This window comes from Streptomyces sp. DSM 40868 (assembly GCF_011820545.1).
Taxonomy (GTDB): Bacteria; Actinomycetota; Actinomycetes; order Streptomycetales; family Streptomycetaceae; genus Streptomyces; species Streptomyces eurythermus.
Genome location: NZ_CP050504.1, coordinates 8,830,119 through 8,846,120 on the forward strand (window position 1 = coordinate 8,830,119; position 16,002 = coordinate 8,846,120).

Here is a 16,002-nt window from a genome sequence, read left to right on the forward strand (position 1 = left end):
CTCTACCCTCCCGTATCCATGACAGCAGGACACCAGGGAACGACCCGCAGACGGTTCCTCGCGGGTGCCGGGGGCACGGCGGGCGCCCTCGCCTTGTCGCCGGTCGCCGCTCACGCCGCCCCCATCGGCAAGCACGTAGCCGTCCTCGGCGGCGGCGTCGCCGGACTCAGCGCCGCCCACGAACTCGCCGAACGCGGCTACACCGTCACCGTCTACGAGTACTACGACGTGCTCGGCGGCAAGGCGCGCTCGATGGACGTACCGGGAACCGGCACGGACGGCCGCAGACCCCTCCCCGGGGAACACGGCTTCCGCTTCTTCCCGGGCTTCTACCGGAACCTGCCGGACACCATGCGCCGCATCCCCTTCCCCGGCAACCCGGGCGGCGTCCACGACAACCTCCGCAACGGCACCGAGGCACTCTTCGCCCGCGCAGCCGGCCGCCCCGACCTCCACTTCCCGTTGCGGCGGGTCACCACCCCGCCCGCACCCGGTGACATCACCCCCTCGTGGATCCGCGACCAGATCCTCTCCGTCCTCGACCTGGGCAGCCGGCTGCCCGCGCACGAGGCCGCCTACTTCGCCGGCCGTGTCCTCGTCCACCTCACCAGCTGCGACGCGCGCCGCGAGGACCAGTGGGAGAAGACCCCCTGGTGGCACTTCATCCGCGCCGAGCGGATGAGCGAGGAGTACCGCACGCTGCTCGGCATCGGACAGACCCGCAACCTCGTCGCCACCCGCGCCGAGGTCGCCTCCACCCGCACCGTCGGCCGTGTCATCATCGAGGCGCTGCTGCTGTGGGGCCTGCTGGGCCGCGGCATGGACGGCGACGCGGACATCGACCGGGTGCTCAACGCCCCGACCAGCGAGGCGTGGATCGACCCCTGGACCGCTCACCTGCGCTCCCTGGGCGTCCGGTTCGTCCTCGGCACGGAGGTGCGGGAGGTCCTGTACGACGGCGGGCGCGTCACCGGCGTACGGGTCTCGGCCCGTGACGGGAGCGGCGAACGCACCGTCACCGCCGACCACTACGTCTGCGCCATGCCCGTCGAGCACGCCCGGCGGACCTGGGGTGCCGCGCTGCGCGCGGCCGACCCGCAGCTCGCCCGGTGCGACGCGCTGCAGACGGACTGGATGACCGGTGTGCAGTTCTATCTGCGCACGCCGGCACCCGTCGTCCACGGGCACGTCAACTGCCTCGACTCCCCGTGGTCGGTGACCGCGATCGGGCAGGCGCAGTTCTGGGACGTACGGGACTTCCCGGCGGACTACGGCGACGGACGCGCCCACGACTGCCTGTCGGCGATCGTCTCGGAGTGGGACAAACCCGGGATCCTGTACGGCAGGACGGCCCGCGAGTGCACGCGCGAGGAGATCGTCGAGGAGTGCTGGGCGCAACTGAAGGACGCCCTGAACGACTCCGGTAAGACGACCCTCAGGGACGCCGACCGGATCGCCTGGTTCATGGATCCGGCCGTCACGGGACTCGGCGGCCCCGATCCGCAGAACCGGGAACCGCTCCTGATCCATCCCGCGGGCACGCTGTACAACCGCCCGTCGGCGCGGACCGCCGTGCCGAACTTCTTCCTCGCCGGGGACTACGTCCGCACCGACGTGGACCTGGCGACGATGGAAGGCGCCAACGAGTCGGCGCGGCGGGCCGTCAACGCGCTGCTCGACCGGGACGGCTCGGACGCCGAACGCTGCCGGATCTGGGAGCTGTACCGCCCCCAGGAGCTGGAGCCCCTCAAACGCGTCGACGAGGTGCGCTACCGGCTCGGCCTGCCCAACACCTTCGACCTGGGCTGACGTGCGCGCAGCCACCCGGGCGGACAGGGCGGTCGCCGCGGCGGTCAGGGTTCGGCCATCTGTCACCCCATCAGGCCGACTATGCGCGACATCCGCCACGTCCGCCCCAAACGCTCGTAGAGTCGGGCCAGTTGACGGGAAGGATGCACGATGTCCCATGATCTGACCGAACTGGCGCGTGTCGGCCGTGCGCTGGAGGAGGCACATTCCCTGCTGGAGACCGAACGCGAACGCCTGGAACAACAGCACGGTCGGACACCCTACGACGCCGTCGCGGGCAGTCCCGCGCAGACACTGCACGGCATCACGGACCTCTCCCGGTCCATGTCCACGGCACTCGAACAACTCGCCCTGGCCGCCGGCTACCTCGCCCTCGGCATGGACGAGCGAGGTACCCGGGCGCTCGCCATGGCACGGAGGGAACCGCTGTCCTTCCCGTCCGGCGCGGACCGCATGGCACGCCCGCTCGGCGAAGCCACCGTGCAGGCGATGGAGCTGATCCGAGACCTCGGCTTCTTCCCCGAGGAGACCGCGATCGCGATCGACGTGGCCCTCGCCGCTCCCCAGGCGACCTACCCGCCGGCCGACTGGAGCACCTACCACCGCCAGGAACGCACCTGGTCCGAAGGAGACTGACCCGCCGCCCCGGGCGTCCGTGTGCGTTCGGGCCAGGTGGGACTTGACCGTGCCTTCGGTCAGGTGGAGACGGTCTCCGACGGCCTGGTCGGACAGGCCGTCGGAGACCAGGGCGAGGACCTCGGTCTCGCGCCGGGTCAGGGCGGTGCCGGGGGCGCGCAGCCGGTGCATCAGCCGGTCGGCGACGGTGGGCGCCAGGGTGGTGCGTCCGGCGGCCGCGGTACGTACGGCGGCGGCCAGGTCCTCGGGCGGGGCGTCCTTGAGGAGGTAGCCGGTGGCACCGGCCTCGATGGCGGGCAGGGTGTCGGCGTCGGAGTCGTAGGTGGTGACGATCAGGACCCGGGGGGCTCCGGGCCGGGCGGTGATCCGGGCGGTGGCTTCGGCGCCGCCCATGCCCTTGCCGAATCGCAGCTCCATCAGCACCACGTCGATGTCGCCTTCGGCGGCGCGGGTGACGGCGTCCTCGGCGGTGGCGGCCTCGGCCATGACCACGAGGCCGGGCTCGGTCTCCAGTACGGCACGCAGCCAGGCCCATACCACGGGGTGGTCGTCGGCCATGAGCACCCCGTACCGCCCGCGCCCGCGCGCTGGAACTCCTCGACGCCGTCGGCCTGGCGGACCGAGCCGCGCGGCGACCCCATCAGCTCTCCGGCGGCCAGCGCCAGCGCGTCGACATCGCCCGCGCGCTGATGAACGACCCCACCGTCCTCCTGGTCGACGAACCACCGGCCGGCCGCCGACCATTTGAACCACGCAGGGACACGCGGCACCAGGCATCCGCTGCTCGCCCAGCGTGGCCACACCACACAGGCTGAGCCAGAACCCGAGTTGCGACAGCGGTCGTACACGACTTTGAGCGGCGTCCTGTCGCGGCCGTGTTCGATGTTCATGAGGGACGACAGCGCCTCTGGGGCTCCGAGACGTTCTGCGGGGTGGTGGGCCTGGGGTGCTCGGCGTTGGGGCCGGGCCGGCGAGATCCGTCGCCTGGATGTTCAGCCCTCGTCCGCCGCCGATCCGGCTGCCCTGGGCAGGGTCTCGTTGATGAGGCCGGCCAGGCGGTGCAGCTGCGCGGCGAGTACGTGCTGTTCCTGCGGAGTGAACTGCGACAGGGCCGCGTACTGGCGTGCGCGCAACCGGGCCCGCATGACCGCGAGGTGTTCGGCGCCTTCCTGGGTGAGGCGGATGAGGACCTGGCGCTCGTCGTGCGGTGAGCGGCGTCGGGTGACCACGCTCTTGCCCTCCAGCTGTTTGAGCATGCGGGTGGCGGTGGGCACGCTCACCTCGGCGTGAGCGGCCAGGCGGCCGAGGGCAAACCCTCGCCGTCGGCGTCCTCGGCCAAGGGGGTGAGCAGGGCCAGCTGGGCCATGGACAGGCCGGCGGCGGACTGGCCGACGGTCGCGGACCGCGAGCGCCGCATCGCGTAGAAGAGCCGGTCGGCGGCCTGGGCCAGCTCTTCGACGCCTGGATCGAGTCAGGGGCGCTGCCGGTCTCGGGATTGCCTGCTTCTCGCATGACACTGTTAGCCCGCTGCCCGACGTCGACGCCGCCGTGGCGGAGGCCGTCCACGCGCTGGACACCCTGCACGCCGACGGCGTCGTACTGATGTCCAACGCCCGCGGCCGCTACCTCGGCGACCCCGACTTCGAACCGCTGTGGGCGGAGCTCGACTACCGCGGCGCAAACGTCTTCATCCACCCCGCCCAGCCCCCGATGGACCTGCTTCCGGGCACCCCCGCCCCGCTCGCCGACTATGTCTTCGACACCACTCGCAGCGCCTTGAACCTGGTCCTGAACGGCGTCATGCACCGCTACCCGAACGTACGGGTGATCCTCTCCCACGGCGGCGGCTTCCTCCCTTACGCCGCGTACCGCTTCACCGGCCTGACCTCCACCGTCGTCGACCGGGAGCGCACGGCCGAGGACATCCTGCGAGACCTGAAGCGGTTCTACTTCGACACCGCCCTGTCCGCCAGCCCCAGCGCCCTGCCCGCCCTGCTCGCCTTCGCCGAACCCGGCCACGTCCTCTACGGCAGCGACTGGCCCTTCGCCCCGCAGGAGACCGGCAGCTACTACAACCACTACCTGGAGACCTACCCCGACTACGCCCCGGGCCAGGCCGACGCCATCGATCGCAGGAACGCCGAGATCCTCTTCCCTCCCCGCGCCCGCTGACCCCGCGGACACACCGCGAAACCGCCTCGGGCCCAACTCCCTCACCGCCCACACCGGATCCCGCCCCGCCGTGGACTGCGAACTGCCGGTGATCCGCGGCGCCGCGGAAGCGGACGCTTCGGCTGGACGGCTCCGCAGGACCGGCTGGCCAAGGGCGGGCCGTGTCCTGGAGGGCGCGAGCGACTACTGCTCGGTCTACGCCCCTTTCCGTACCGGAGTCACCAGCCAGAAGCTGTTCTCCTGCCTCCACCGAGGCCGTCGGCGGGCGTCCGAGGGCTGTGGCGGGCCCGCTGAACCGCCCCCGTTTCCGGCCGCCCGCATTCCGCCTCCGGAGGAGCCCGGCTGTCGCTACTGTGGATTTCACGCCGCCCGGACCGGGCGGGCATAGGCGGGGGGATCGTATGTCACGTCCTGGGGAGATCGGCCTGGCGGACGCGGTGGCGGCGATACGCGAGGAACTGCTGGCGGCGGCCGAGAGCGGGAACGGCCAGGACCTGCAGTTCACCGTGGGGCCCGTGGACCTGGAGTTCACCGTGGTACTGCGTGCCGACGCCACCGTGAAAACCGGCTTCCGCGCCTGGGTGCTGTCCGCCGACGCCGAGGTGGGAGTGGGCGGGGAACGCACCCAGCGCATCGCCTTCACCCTCACTCCCCGCCATGCCGACGGCCGGGACTTCTCCGTGCGTGGCGGCTGGAGCCGGCCCGCGGGCCCCGGCACCCGCTGACCCCGCGTGGAAGGCTCTCGTCTGGTCGGAGTGGGCGGCCTCGACGGCCCCGGCACGGGCTGTCTCGTAGGACCGCGCTTGGTGCTCACCTCCGCTCACCTCGTCCGCGAAGTAGGCGCCGAGGTGGAGCTGTTCCGGCCCGGCCACGCCGGTGACCATGCCGGAGAGGTGGTGTGGTGCGGTACCCCCCACGGCCGCGACGACGCGGCCCTGGTCCGCATCACGGGCTCCGGATGGCCTGCACCGGCGGGCCGGCCCTTGCGCTGGGGCCGCTTCGTCACCCACCGCACGGGGCGGAAAGCCGCGATCTGGGGCCTGCCCAATGTGGTCCAGCGCCCCGGCCGGGACATCGACGCCTACCAGATGTCGTGCGAGATCAACCCGGGCAGCGGTTTTGTGCATGACCGCCACTACTGCACCCTGGACCAGCATCCGCCCACCTGGCCCGACCCCGAGAGTTCCCCATGGGGCGGCCTCTCCGGTGCACCCCTGTACTGCGGGGACCTGCTCGTCGGGGTCGTCGCCGTCGACCCCGCCCACTTCGCGCACGGCATGTTGACGGCGGTGCCCGTACCCGTCCTGGACTCCGACCCGGGCTTCCGCGCCGCGCTCGCGGCGGCCGGGGCGTACACCCCGCCGGAAGGCGTCGAGCTGAGCGCACTGGCCGACCTCGGCCGACGGCCGCCGACCACACCGCCGGCCTCTCCGGCGGGATTGCTGCGGGCCGAACGGAACGTCGTCCCGTTCTACGGCCGTACCGAGACGCTCGCCGACCTCGGAGACTGGTGCGCCGCGGACGGCTTCGGCGCGCTGTTGCTGCACGGCGTCGGCGGCCAGGGGAAGACCCGGCTCGCCGGCCACCTGGCCGCAGGTCTGACCGCTGCCCCGGCCGACCGGTCCGGGAACCGCCCGCCGTGGCAGGTGCTGTGGCCGGCCCCCGAGGCACGGCCCGACCACCTGGAGGTCGTCCGGGACGTCGCCGCCCCGCTGCTGGTCGTACTGGACTACGCCGAGACCCGCCCCGAACAGGCCGCGGCCCTGCTGCGCGCCGCCGCGGCGCACTCCGGCGAACACCCCCTGAAACTGCTGTTCCTGGCACGGTCCGACGGCGACTGGTGGACGGCACTGCGCACCCGGGAGGCGCACGCCAGGGACCTGCTCGCCGGGGCGCGCAAGCTGGCCCTCACCGGGCTCCAGCCCGACCCGGACGACCGGCGGACCGCCTACCGACGCGCCCTGACCGCGTTCGCCGCCGCCCTGCCCACCCTGCCTGTGCTGCTCGCGCCGGACGGTCCGGAGCGGCCGGACTGGGCTGCCCTCGCCGCCGCTCTGCCCCCGCCCGCACTGGACACGAGCGGCCACGGAAACGCCCTCACCCTGCACATGACGGCGCTCGTCGACCTGCTGGACGCGGCCGCCCCGAGCGGTCCGGGCGCATCGCGCGGACCCCTGCGCGATGACGCGGAACAGGTGGAGGACCGGCTGCTGGAACACGAGGGCGGTTACTGGCGGAACAGCGCCGAGGCACGGCCCGACCTGTACGGACACCTGAGCCAGGACACGCTCGAGGATGCCCTCGCCGCCGCGCTGCTGGTCGGGGGAGTGGACCGGGAGGAGGCCGACGCCGTGCTCCGGCGGCTGCCCTCCTTCGAAGGCATCACCCGCAGCCGCCGCAACAGCGTGCGCGCCTGGATCGCCGGGCTCTACCCGCCCACCGGGAACACCACCTGGGGCAGCCTCGAACCCGACCGGCTCGCGGAACGGTTCGTCGGCCGGCGACTGCGCGATGACCCCGCCCTCGCCCACCACCTCGCCCCGGGCGCCGCTCCCGCACAGGCCGCACACTTGCTGGACCTCTACACCCGAGCCGCCGCCCACCCCGTCTTCCACGGCGAGCTCGACGCCCCGCTGCGCTATCTGTGCCTCGCCCACCAAGAGGTTCTCGCCCCGCATGCCGTCGGCCTGGCCACCCGCACCACCGCACCCGAACCGCTGCTGGCGGCCCTGGACGCCATTCTCACGGATCCCGGCCTCACCCCGGACACGCTGGGCCGTCTCGCCGGCAGCCTGCCGCACTACAGCGAGCGCCTGGCCCCCTGGGCCGCCCGCCTCACCGAGCGCGTCGTCGCCCACCACCGCGCCCGCCCGCCGGACGACCCCGCCCGCAGCCCACGCCTGGCCACGAGCCTGGGCAACCTGGCCCAGCGGGTCGACGACCTCGGCGACCGGGAGCGGGCCCTGGCGGCCGCCACCGAAGCCGTCACACTCTGGGAGAGTCTGGCCGCCACCCAACCCGGCCGATGGCAGCCCGAGTTGGCCGCCGGACTCGCCACCCTCAGCGGTCGGCTCGCCGACTTCGGCCGGGGCGAGGAGTCCCTGGAGGCGATCCGCGCATCCCTTGTCATCCGGCGCCGGCTGGCGGACCACGACCGCGACGCGCACCTGGGCAAACTCGCCGGCGGACTGCTCAATCTCGCCATACGGCTGGACGAGCTCGGCCGACTGCCGGAGTCGCTGGTGGCGAGCCACGAAGCGGCCGCACTCTACGGCGAGTTGTACGACGAACGACCCACCCGGAACCGTGGCCCGTACGCCCACGCCCTGCACACCCACGCCATCGCGCTGCGCCGCACCGGGCACCTGACGAGGGCCTACGAACAGGTCCGTGAGGCGGTACGGCTGCGGCGTGAACTCGCCGCGCAACTGCCCGACGCCCACCTGCGGGACCTGGGCATGAGCCTGACCACCCTGGGCAATGTGCAGGAGCAACTCGGACACCTGGAAGCCGCGTTGACCACGGCGCGCGAGGCCGTCGAGGTCGCTCGGGCACTCATGCGCCAGCGGCCCGAAAGCCACCTCCGCCTCTTCGTGACCGCGCTGGTCGGTCTCGCCAACCGGCTGCACGGTCTCGGCCGCCACGACGAGGCATCGGCGGTGAGCGAAGAGGCCGTGACCGGTGCCCGCACCTGTGTGGCCGAGCGCCCCGAGACGGACCGGGTCCTGTTCGCCCTCACACTGAAGAACCTCAGCGCCGACCTGGCCACGGTGGGACGGCAGGACAGCGCACTGGGCGCCGCCCTGGAAGCCGTCAGCGCCGTACGCGAGGCGGCCCGCACCAATCCTGGGGAGGCGCGAGCCGAGCTGCCGGGCATGCTGCGGCAGTCGGCGAGTTGCCTGACGAGGCTCGGCCGCACCGCCGAGGCACTGGAACCCACCGCCGAGGCCATCACCCTGTTGACCGCCCTGGCCGACGAGGACCCGCCCCGCCACCGGCCCGAGCTGGCCGCCGCCCACCTGGCGCACAGCGAGCTGCTCCAACTGCTGGGGCGGGCCGAGGAGTCGCTGGACGCGATCGAGTCGGCGGTGCGGCTGCTGCGGCGCATGGACGGTCTGCCCGCCGGATGCGCCCCGCTCGCCACGGCACTCGTGATCGACCGGTACGCCATGCTGCGCCACGCCCAGCGGCGATGGGGCCCCGCGCTGCGGGGCGTGGACACGGCGCTGCGGATCCACCGGATGGAAGACCAGCCGGAGGCCGCCGCGGTCGCGATGTCCTTGCACCACCGAGCCGTCATCCTGCTCCAGTTGGAGCGGCACGACGAGGCCGACCGAGACCTCGCCGAGGCGATCGGTCTGCGGCGCGCCCTCGTCGCGACAGATCCTCCTGCGCACGTCCCGGACCTGCTGGACGCGCTGGGAACGAGGGTGTGGTGCCTGGGCGAAAGCGGCCGCCTCCCCGAGGCCGCGTCGGTCCTCGCCGAAGCCTTGGAGGTGGTGCGCACTGCGCTGCGCGCCCTGCCCGGCATTCCCCCTGCCTCCTGGGCGCTGCCGCTCTACCGCATCGCCGTGGCCGGCGCACGGCTGGGCTCCACCCGACAGGACCGCGAGCGGGCCGCCCAGGCCGCGACACTGCTGGAGCCGCGCCCCCGACAGCAGGTGCCGGCTCCCGGCATATTCCGCGCGATCCGCCTACTGGCCCGACTCCGACCACCCGGCGCACCCCACCACCCAGCGAACTGACACCGGACCACGGCACAGGCACTCCGGCTGGTCGGGGCCGAAGAGGGACTCGTTCCGGTCGGCCGGCCGGTTCCAGGGGAAACGGAGAGCGGATCGGCCGTCAAGTCACCGAGCGCAGCCGGTCCAGCTCGCCGCTGATCGCATTCCGTAGAACGTCATGCTGCGGACCGAGCCTGAACCGCTCGTCACTCCACCGTTCACGCGGATAGAGCCACACCGGCTTGCCGACCACATCGGCCGGCTCCCACTCGTACCGCGGCCAGACATGCGCTCGCAAGAACGGGTCCGTGTTCCCCAGGATCTCCAGATTGACCCGGCGGAAAGCGGGGTCCAGTCGCCGACAGGCACGTTCGACCGCTTCACCGAGCTGGTCCATGTCGGACAGGAACGACAGCCGCTTCGCCCTCGGCAGGTCCGACAGCCGTTGCGCATCCGGCTCGTCCACGAGGAGGACCGAGTAGCCAGGCAGGAACTGAACGTCCCCGATCACCGCGAACCCCGAGGTCAGCCGTCGCAGCACGGTCGGGTTCTCGCCGCGCAGCGCAGTCCCGATCCGGTCCCTCCGCCAGTCACCAGTCATGACCGGAACCTACATACTGATGATCAAGGACCGCCCTTCGAAAGCCCGTGGCGGTGGGGTGGTGGGTCCGGCATCATCCCCGTGTGATGGTGACGCACCCCGTTCCTCGGATCCACGCTCCCGACGGCTTCGCGCTCCGGTCGGTTGAGGAGCACGGGTCATTCGGCTGCCTCGTGCCGGACGGGGAGCCGACTTCGGCGGAGGTCGGCAGGGAGGCTGTGCGGAGTGCCGACTGTGTCATCTCCGAGCCGCAGGAGGAGCGGGGGCCGTGTCCGGCCGGCGGCGCGCTCGTCACCGGCACTCGGCAGGACGCGTGGAACTTCCTCAGCCCCGCCGGAAACCGGTCCGAAGGACACTTGCTCGCACCCGCCGACACCGTCACCGCAGCTCTGGCCCGGGCAGCGCACCTGGAGCTCGCACCATGCCCAGCTTCCTGACCCACCGGGCGCGCGTGCACGATACGCGGCTCTCCCTCCATCGGCGGCACAGCGCGCTGCGCACCTGCCTCACCCTCTTCGCGCCCTACGGCCTGCGGGCGACGTACCACCACCTCACGCTCAGCGCCGCGATCCCCCGGAGGCTGGAGGCGGATCCCGGCGCGCTGGTGCGGGCGGTGGAGGAAGTGCACGAGGCGCGGGTGCTGTGGCTGGCGCGGGCGGAGGAGTACGCCGTACAGCGCCGGGCCGAGAAGCGGACCGGGCGGCGGGCGGTACCCGAACCTCGGCCGTGGTGGCTGAGGAGTTGGTGGGAGGGATCGGACCGCGCCTGGTACGACGACCCGTCGCGCCATCCGTCGCTGCGGCTGTCCGACTACGTCCGGCGGCAGAACGCGCTTCTGGACGGCGCTGAACTGCCCGGCTGCCCCGCTTGCGGGGAGGAGGAGGGGCCGCTGGAGCGGCACTCGACCGGGCACGGACGGGTCGAGCTGTGCGGTGGGTGCGCGTGGGCGCGAACACCGTGTCCGTGCGGGCGGCGGCACCGGCTCGTGCCGCAGACCCCGTACCGGTGGGACGCGATCTGGCACCGCGCGCACATGAACGACGACGGCATGCCCAATCCGCACTGGCCTGGGCAACCCGCACTGGCCTGCGGACCAGTCTCCATGCCGTGACGTGGGTCATATGACCGTACGTACCTCCGCGCCGAAGTCGGGCTTCGGCAAAAGGGTGTCGGCGTTCCGGAAGGACGGCTCCCAAAGAAGTGCTTTGAGAGTCTCAAAGTACAAGTGTTAACGTGTTCGATGTGAAGACATCTGTGCGCCCCCGTGAAGCCACGAGCCCCCTACTCGTGGCGCGCCTGCATGTCGACCTGTGCCGCTGTATGTCCGCGGTCTGTTGCCGCGCGGTGTGACCGGCATCAAGCAGCGGCACCGCGCCCCGGCGCGGGTGCGCCGCACCCACCCCCTCCTTCCGTAGTCCCCGATACGCCCTACTGGAGTGTGTCCGTGTCCGCGTCCGCGAGCACCGAAACCCCCGTCAAGCCCGCCCGGCGCATACCCGCGGTCCCCTTCTGGGCCCAGATCGTCGCCGGTCTCGTCCTCGGCGTCGTCCTCGGCTGGATCACCCGCAGCTATGACGTGCAGTGGCTGCACACCACGCTCGACAAGATCGGCCACATCTTCGTCCAGCTGCTGAAGCTGGCCGTCGCCCCGCTGGTCTTCTTCGCGATCCTGGTGTCGATCACCAACCTGCGCAAGGTGAACAACGCCGCCCGGCTGGCCTCCCGCACCCTGCTCTGGTTCATGATCACGTCGCTGATCGCGGTGGCCATCGGCCTCGTGATCGGCCTGGTCACCAACCCGGGCGCGGGCACCGGCCTCACCCCGAAGGACGGCCAGAAGCCCGAGCACGCCGGTTCCTGGCTGGACTTCCTCACCGGCATCGTCCCGACGGACGTCATCACGCCCTTCACCGAGCTGAACGTCCTGCAGATCGTCTTCATGGCCGCCGTCGCCGGCATCGCCGCCCTGAAGCTCGGTGAGAAGGCGCAGCCGATCCTCACCCTCAGCGAGTCGGTCCTGGAACTGCTGCAGAAGGCCCTGTGGTGGGTCATCCGCCTCGCCCCGCTCGGCACCGTCGGCCTCATCGGCTACGCCATCGCCGACTACGGCTGGGACCTCATCGGCAAGTACGCCACCTTCACCGCCGACGTCTACATCGGCTGCGCCCTGGTCCTCTTCGGTGTCTACCCGCTGCTGCTGGCGACCGTCGCCAAGGTCAACCCGGTCCAGTTCTTCAAGGGCGCCTGGCCCGCCATCCAGCTGGCCTTCGTCTCCCGCTCGTCCGTCGGCACCATGCCGGTCACGGTCAAGGTCACCGAGCGCCTCGGCGTGCCGAAGGAGTACACCTCCTTCGCCGTCCCGTTCGGCGCCACGACGAAGATGGACGGCTGCGCCGCGATCTACCCGGCCCTCGCCGCGATCTTCATCGCCCAGATCTTCGACGTGCAGCTGAGCGTCGGCGACTACCTGCTGATCGCCTTCGTCTCGGTGGTCGGCTCCGCGGCGACCGCCGGCCTGACGGGTGCCACGGTCATGCTGACGCTGACCCTGTCCACGCTGGGCCTGCCGCTGGAGGGCGTCGGCCTGCTGATGGCGATCGACCCGGTGCTGGACATGATGCGTACGGCCACCAACGTCGCCGGTCAGGCACTGGTCCCGGTCGTCGTCGCCGCCCGCGAGAAGATCCTGGACGTCGACGCGTACAACTCCGCCTCGGCGTCTCCGGTGGACGACGAGTACGGCGTGCGTGACGCCGAGCAGAAGGTGACCCTGCCGGTCACCGCCTGACGCTCCTTCCCACGAAGCGCCCCCATCGGCCGGCAGGCCGGCGGGGGCGCTTCGCGCGTGCGGCCGGCAGGCCGCCGCTCCGGAGCGGTTGGTTGGGTTCACCAGCTCCCCGGGAATCCGCGGCCGGCCACACTGGCTCGACACGTTCAGGCAGGATGGCAGGGAAACGCGGGGGCGAGGAGGCGATGGTGTTCGGTAGACGCACGCGGATGTGGGCGGGCGCCTTGGTCGTGGCATGCGTGGTGCTCATGGGCCCCAGCGCACCGACCGGTGCCCTCTTCGCCAGACCACTGCCCGCCGGAGCCGTCAAGGGCGTCGTACCGGACCGGGTCATGACGTGGAACATCTGCAACCCGTGCGGCACGAGCAACCTCGACCGGGCACGGGAGATCGCCACGTACGCGCCCCAGGTCATCGGCCTGCAGGAAGCCTGCGTGCGCGATGTCGAGAAGATACGCATCCATCTGAGACGGTTCTACGGGCTGGTGTACCACGTCCGGTACGGGACGGTTCTCCAGGACTGGGGCCGCTGCGGGGGAGTGCCGTGGAATCCCGGGGGCTACGGCCAGGCGATCCTCTCGGCGGCCCCGTTGACGGATCCCGTCAGCGTGGAATACCCCGACGGCGGGTCCGAGGACCGCGGGTACATGGCCGTCACCGCCACGGTGGACGGCCAGTCCGTCCGCGTCTTCAACACGCACCTTGCACAACGACGCCAGGAAGCGGTCCGGGCAGCCCAGACCAAGGTGCTCGCCGCAGCCGTCGCCCGGTACGACCGCGTGATCGTCCTCGGCGACTTCAACGCCGTGCCGGACGCCCCCGAACTCGCCCCCATGTGGGAACTGGCCACGGACGCGGACCCCCGGTGCCGTCCCCTGTCCGCCGGCGGCTGCGCCCCGACCACCGACTGGCAGAGCAAGTTCGACTACGTGTTCCTACGAGGCATCGTCCCGCTCGGACACCGCGTGCACCCGACCTCGTACTCGGACCACGACCTGCTGCACACCGACCTGGACATCGACCAGGGAACCACGGCACTGAAGGCCGATCGCTGACCGAACGCCCCACGGCCCGTCGGACCCCGCCCCCTTCGTCGGCAGCCCCCGAGGGAAGCCGGTCGCCGGCCGCTGGGCGGGGCCGGGCGGTGTCTCGTACCGAAGGCCGCCGACGGCCCCTTCGGCAGCGCGACCACCGGTGCCGTCCCCTGTTCGGCACCGGAAGGCGTCCGCGCCGTGGGGCGTGTGGCTGTGGGACGCTCGTGTTCGCCCTGTTGCTACGAGTTGGTCACCGGCTGCCGGGACACCGCCCGGCAGCCGGTGGGTTACTCGCCCCGGGACACCTCGCGACTCACCGGCCCTCCCGTCGTCGGTGAGTGTGCCCGCTGCCCGAGTGCCACGCGCCTGGACAGCACGCGCGCGGCCGGCCCGAGGCCCCGGCCGGCCGGGTCAGGACCACTTCTCCGCGCGGACGAAAGAGCCCTGGCGGCCGTCGATACGTACCTTGAGCCAGTGGCGGGTGTTGCTGACGTTCCCCTTGGCGATCATGCCTCCGTTGGGGTTGCACCGCTTGTAGCCGCTGCTCGCGATCTGCTTCCAGTGGCCGCCCTTGTACTCGAAGAGGCGCACCCTCATGGAGGCGCGGGAGTTGTAGCACCGCAGCACGGCACGGGTCGGCTTGCTCGGCGAGCGGTACTTCCCCGACGTCCACCGGCCGCTGCGCTGCGCGGGGACCCAGGTGTTGCCCCAGATCGTGTGCCATCCGGCCCGGGCCGCGACCTCCTTGGCGGGGGCGGCCGGCGCGGTGTCCGCCACGGCCACGCCGGAGGCGAGCGCCAAGCCGGAGCCGAGCGTCAAGGTGGCCGTCGAGAGTGCGAGGGTCTTGCGGAATTCCATGGTCGTGGTTCCTTCCCCTATGGATGGGACGACGTGCGTCCGGTTCCGTGGATGTTTCTGTGGATCTCCGGACGGGCGGCGGCTCCGGGTGTTCCGCCCGGTCCGCCGTGCTTCCCTCCACAGGGTTGCCGCCCGGTCCGCACGGCCGCCACCGGCATCGGCCCTGATGGGACACCATGGGACGCCTGCCGCCGTGACCTGCTGGGACGCCGGACGGGACGGCGAATCGATGGGATGCCGCCCGCGTGGAACATGGCCGAAACCACCGGCGCCAGGGCCTGGCCCGTGCGAGCGCCGCTCGGTATATCAAGCGAGGGGCGGCCGGGCCGGGGGGCCTTGCGGGAGCCCGATGCCTTCGGGGGTGTCACATGGCGCGTTGGAAAGAACTGCCGGACATGCACGATCAGCGGGTCCGGCAGCTTTTCGTGCAGTTGCGCAGACTGAAAGACCGCAGCGGCATGAGCCTGACCTCGCTCGCGGCCAAGACCGGCTACAGCCGCTCGTCATGGGAGCGTTACCTCAACGGCAAGGCCCTGCCGCCCCGTCAGGCCGTGGAGGAGCTGGCGCGGGCCACCGGGGCCGACCCGGCCCGGCTGCTCGCCCTGCACGAAGTGGCCGAGGAGGTCTGGCAGCAACGCGTCCCGGCGCCGCCCGGCACCGGGCAGGACGGGCAGGAGGCGACGGCCGACGGCCGGGCCGGTGAGCCGGACCAGCGGCCGGACCCCGAGCAGGAAGCGACGGCGACGGCGGCCGAACGGCCTCCGGGCGTACGCAAACCGGTCGTCCTCGCCGCCGTCGTCCTCGCCGCGCTCCTCGGGACGGGCGCCGGCATCCTGATCGGCCTGCCCCTGGGCGGCGGCGGAGCCGACCGCCCGCCCGCGGCCCAGAGCACGCCCAGCGCCCGGCCGAGCGGCAGCACCACCGCGAGCACGGGGCCGGGCCGGTACGTCTTCAAGCCGGGGCGGACCTACCCGTGCAAGGTCCGCCGGGGCGGCGGGTCCGGCGGCGGACTGAGCGCCGGATACAGCACGACACGCACCGCCGTCCTCGCCGGTCCCGGCTGGGACGTGGTGGAGGCCCAGTGCCTGCTGCGCCACCGCAGGCTGGACCCCGGTGTCGTCGACGGTGTCTATGGGCAGCAGACGATCGCCGCCGTGATGCGTCTGCAGAAACAGGCCGGGCTGCCGGCGGACGGCGTGGTGGGCCCGCACACGTGGCAGGCGCTGCGCGGATGACCGGCCTGGTTCCGAAACGCCAGGCGCTGACCGAGGATTCCGCGACGTGAGAGCGCGCATGGGCTGAGCCCGGCGGTGCCGGCGCGCACCCCGTAGAGGAGGCCCGTGCGGCCGCCCGTACCGACGCGGCCGCCCTTGTGACGAG

13 protein-coding genes and 2 pseudogenes are annotated in these 16,002 nt (G+C 72.1%); 10 read left to right on the forward strand and 5 right to left on the reverse strand.

Annotated features, from left to right (window positions below):
- Positions 1–18: 18 nt before the first annotated feature.
- Together HB370_RS39745 and HB370_RS39750 are read left to right on the forward strand one after the other, a co-directional pair.
- Entirely contained in the window at positions 19–1,809 is a 1,791-nt protein-coding gene (locus HB370_RS39745; protein ID WP_167513139.1) for an FAD-dependent oxidoreductase, read from the forward strand.
- A gap of 150 nt (positions 1,810–1,959) precedes the next feature.
- Positions 1,960–2,445, forward strand: a complete 486-nt coding sequence (locus HB370_RS39750; protein ID WP_167513140.1) for a hypothetical protein — start codon at positions 1,960–1,962, stop codon at positions 2,443–2,445.
- A 33-nt stretch (positions 2,446–2,478) separates the two neighbouring features.
- On the opposite strand, the pseudogene HB370_RS39755 reads toward HB370_RS39750, so the two are convergent.
- Positions 2,479–3,003: pseudogene (locus tag HB370_RS39755) on the reverse strand (response regulator transcription factor); the annotation flags it as partial.
- 8 nt (positions 3,004–3,011) lie between these two features.
- Here HB370_RS39755 and HB370_RS39760 point away from each other — a divergent pair.
- Positions 3,012–3,170, forward strand: a pseudogene (locus tag HB370_RS39760) (ATP-binding cassette domain-containing protein); the annotation flags it as partial.
- A gap of 267 nt (positions 3,171–3,437) precedes the next feature.
- Here the strand turns inward: HB370_RS39760 and HB370_RS39765 are convergent.
- Positions 3,438–3,719: a MarR family transcriptional regulator gene (locus tag HB370_RS39765; protein ID WP_244405892.1), complete on the reverse strand. Its 282-nt coding sequence runs from the start codon at positions 3,717–3,719 to the stop codon at positions 3,438–3,440.
- Positions 3,720–3,721: 2 nt separating this feature from the next.
- The gene (locus HB370_RS42320; RefSeq protein WP_244405894.1) at positions 3,722–3,862 is read right to left on the reverse strand and encodes a hypothetical protein; all 141 of its coding nucleotides are present in this window, start codon (positions 3,860–3,862) and stop codon (positions 3,722–3,724) included.
- A 110-nt stretch (positions 3,863–3,972) separates the two neighbouring features.
- On the opposite strand from HB370_RS42320, the gene HB370_RS39770 reads away from it, so the two are divergent.
- From HB370_RS39770 to HB370_RS39780, 3 genes are all read left to right on the forward strand, one after another.
- Positions 3,973–4,617 carry an amidohydrolase family protein gene (locus tag HB370_RS39770; protein WP_280117799.1) on the forward strand — a complete coding sequence of 215 codons (645 nt, stop codon included), beginning with the start codon at positions 3,973–3,975 and terminating at the stop codon, positions 4,615–4,617.
- 401 nt (positions 4,618–5,018) lie between these two features.
- Entirely contained in the window at positions 5,019–5,342 is a 324-nt protein-coding gene (locus HB370_RS39775) for a trypco2 family protein (RefSeq protein WP_167513141.1), read from the forward strand.
- 81 nt (positions 5,343–5,423) lie between these two features.
- Positions 5,424–9,362 (forward strand): tetratricopeptide repeat protein, encoded by a 3,939-nt coding sequence (locus HB370_RS39780; protein WP_167513142.1) that lies wholly within the window; start codon positions 5,424–5,426, stop codon positions 9,360–9,362.
- A gap of 100 nt (positions 9,363–9,462) precedes the next feature.
- Here the strand turns inward: HB370_RS39780 and HB370_RS39785 are convergent, their stop codons facing one another.
- Complete coding sequence (locus HB370_RS39785) at positions 9,463–9,942, reverse strand: diadenosine tetraphosphate hydrolase (RefSeq protein WP_167513143.1); 480 nt, start codon at positions 9,940–9,942, stop codon at positions 9,463–9,465.
- A gap of 421 nt (positions 9,943–10,363) precedes the next feature.
- Between HB370_RS39785 and HB370_RS39790 the strand changes: the two genes are divergently transcribed.
- The 3 genes from HB370_RS39790 to HB370_RS39800 all read left to right on the forward strand — a co-directional run bounded on the left by HB370_RS39790 (position 10,364) and on the right by HB370_RS39800 (position 13,785).
- The gene (locus HB370_RS39790; RefSeq protein WP_167513144.1) at positions 10,364–11,053 is read left to right on the forward strand and encodes a hypothetical protein; all 690 of its coding nucleotides are present in this window, start codon (positions 10,364–10,366) and stop codon (positions 11,051–11,053) included.
- 327 nt (positions 11,054–11,380) lie between these two features.
- Positions 11,381–12,730, forward strand: coding sequence for a dicarboxylate/amino acid:cation symporter (locus HB370_RS39795; RefSeq protein ID WP_167513145.1), 1,350 nt, complete (start codon positions 11,381–11,383; stop codon positions 12,728–12,730).
- 185 nt (positions 12,731–12,915) lie between these two features.
- Positions 12,916–13,785 (forward strand): endonuclease/exonuclease/phosphatase family protein, encoded by an 870-nt coding sequence (locus HB370_RS39800; RefSeq protein ID WP_167513146.1) that lies wholly within the window; start codon positions 12,916–12,918, stop codon positions 13,783–13,785.
- 390 nt (positions 13,786–14,175) lie between these two features.
- On the opposite strand, the gene HB370_RS39805 is transcribed toward HB370_RS39800, so the two are convergent.
- Complete coding sequence (locus HB370_RS39805; RefSeq protein WP_167513147.1) at positions 14,176–14,622, reverse strand: hypothetical protein; 447 nt, start codon at positions 14,620–14,622, stop codon at positions 14,176–14,178.
- Positions 14,623–14,990: 368 nt separating this feature from the next.
- Here HB370_RS39805 and HB370_RS39810 point away from each other — a divergent pair, with 368 nt between their 5' ends.
- Positions 14,991–15,857, forward strand: coding sequence for a helix-turn-helix domain-containing protein (locus HB370_RS39810; RefSeq protein ID WP_167513148.1), 867 nt, complete (start codon positions 14,991–14,993; stop codon positions 15,855–15,857).
- The last annotated feature ends 145 nt before the right edge of the window (positions 15,858–16,002 follow it).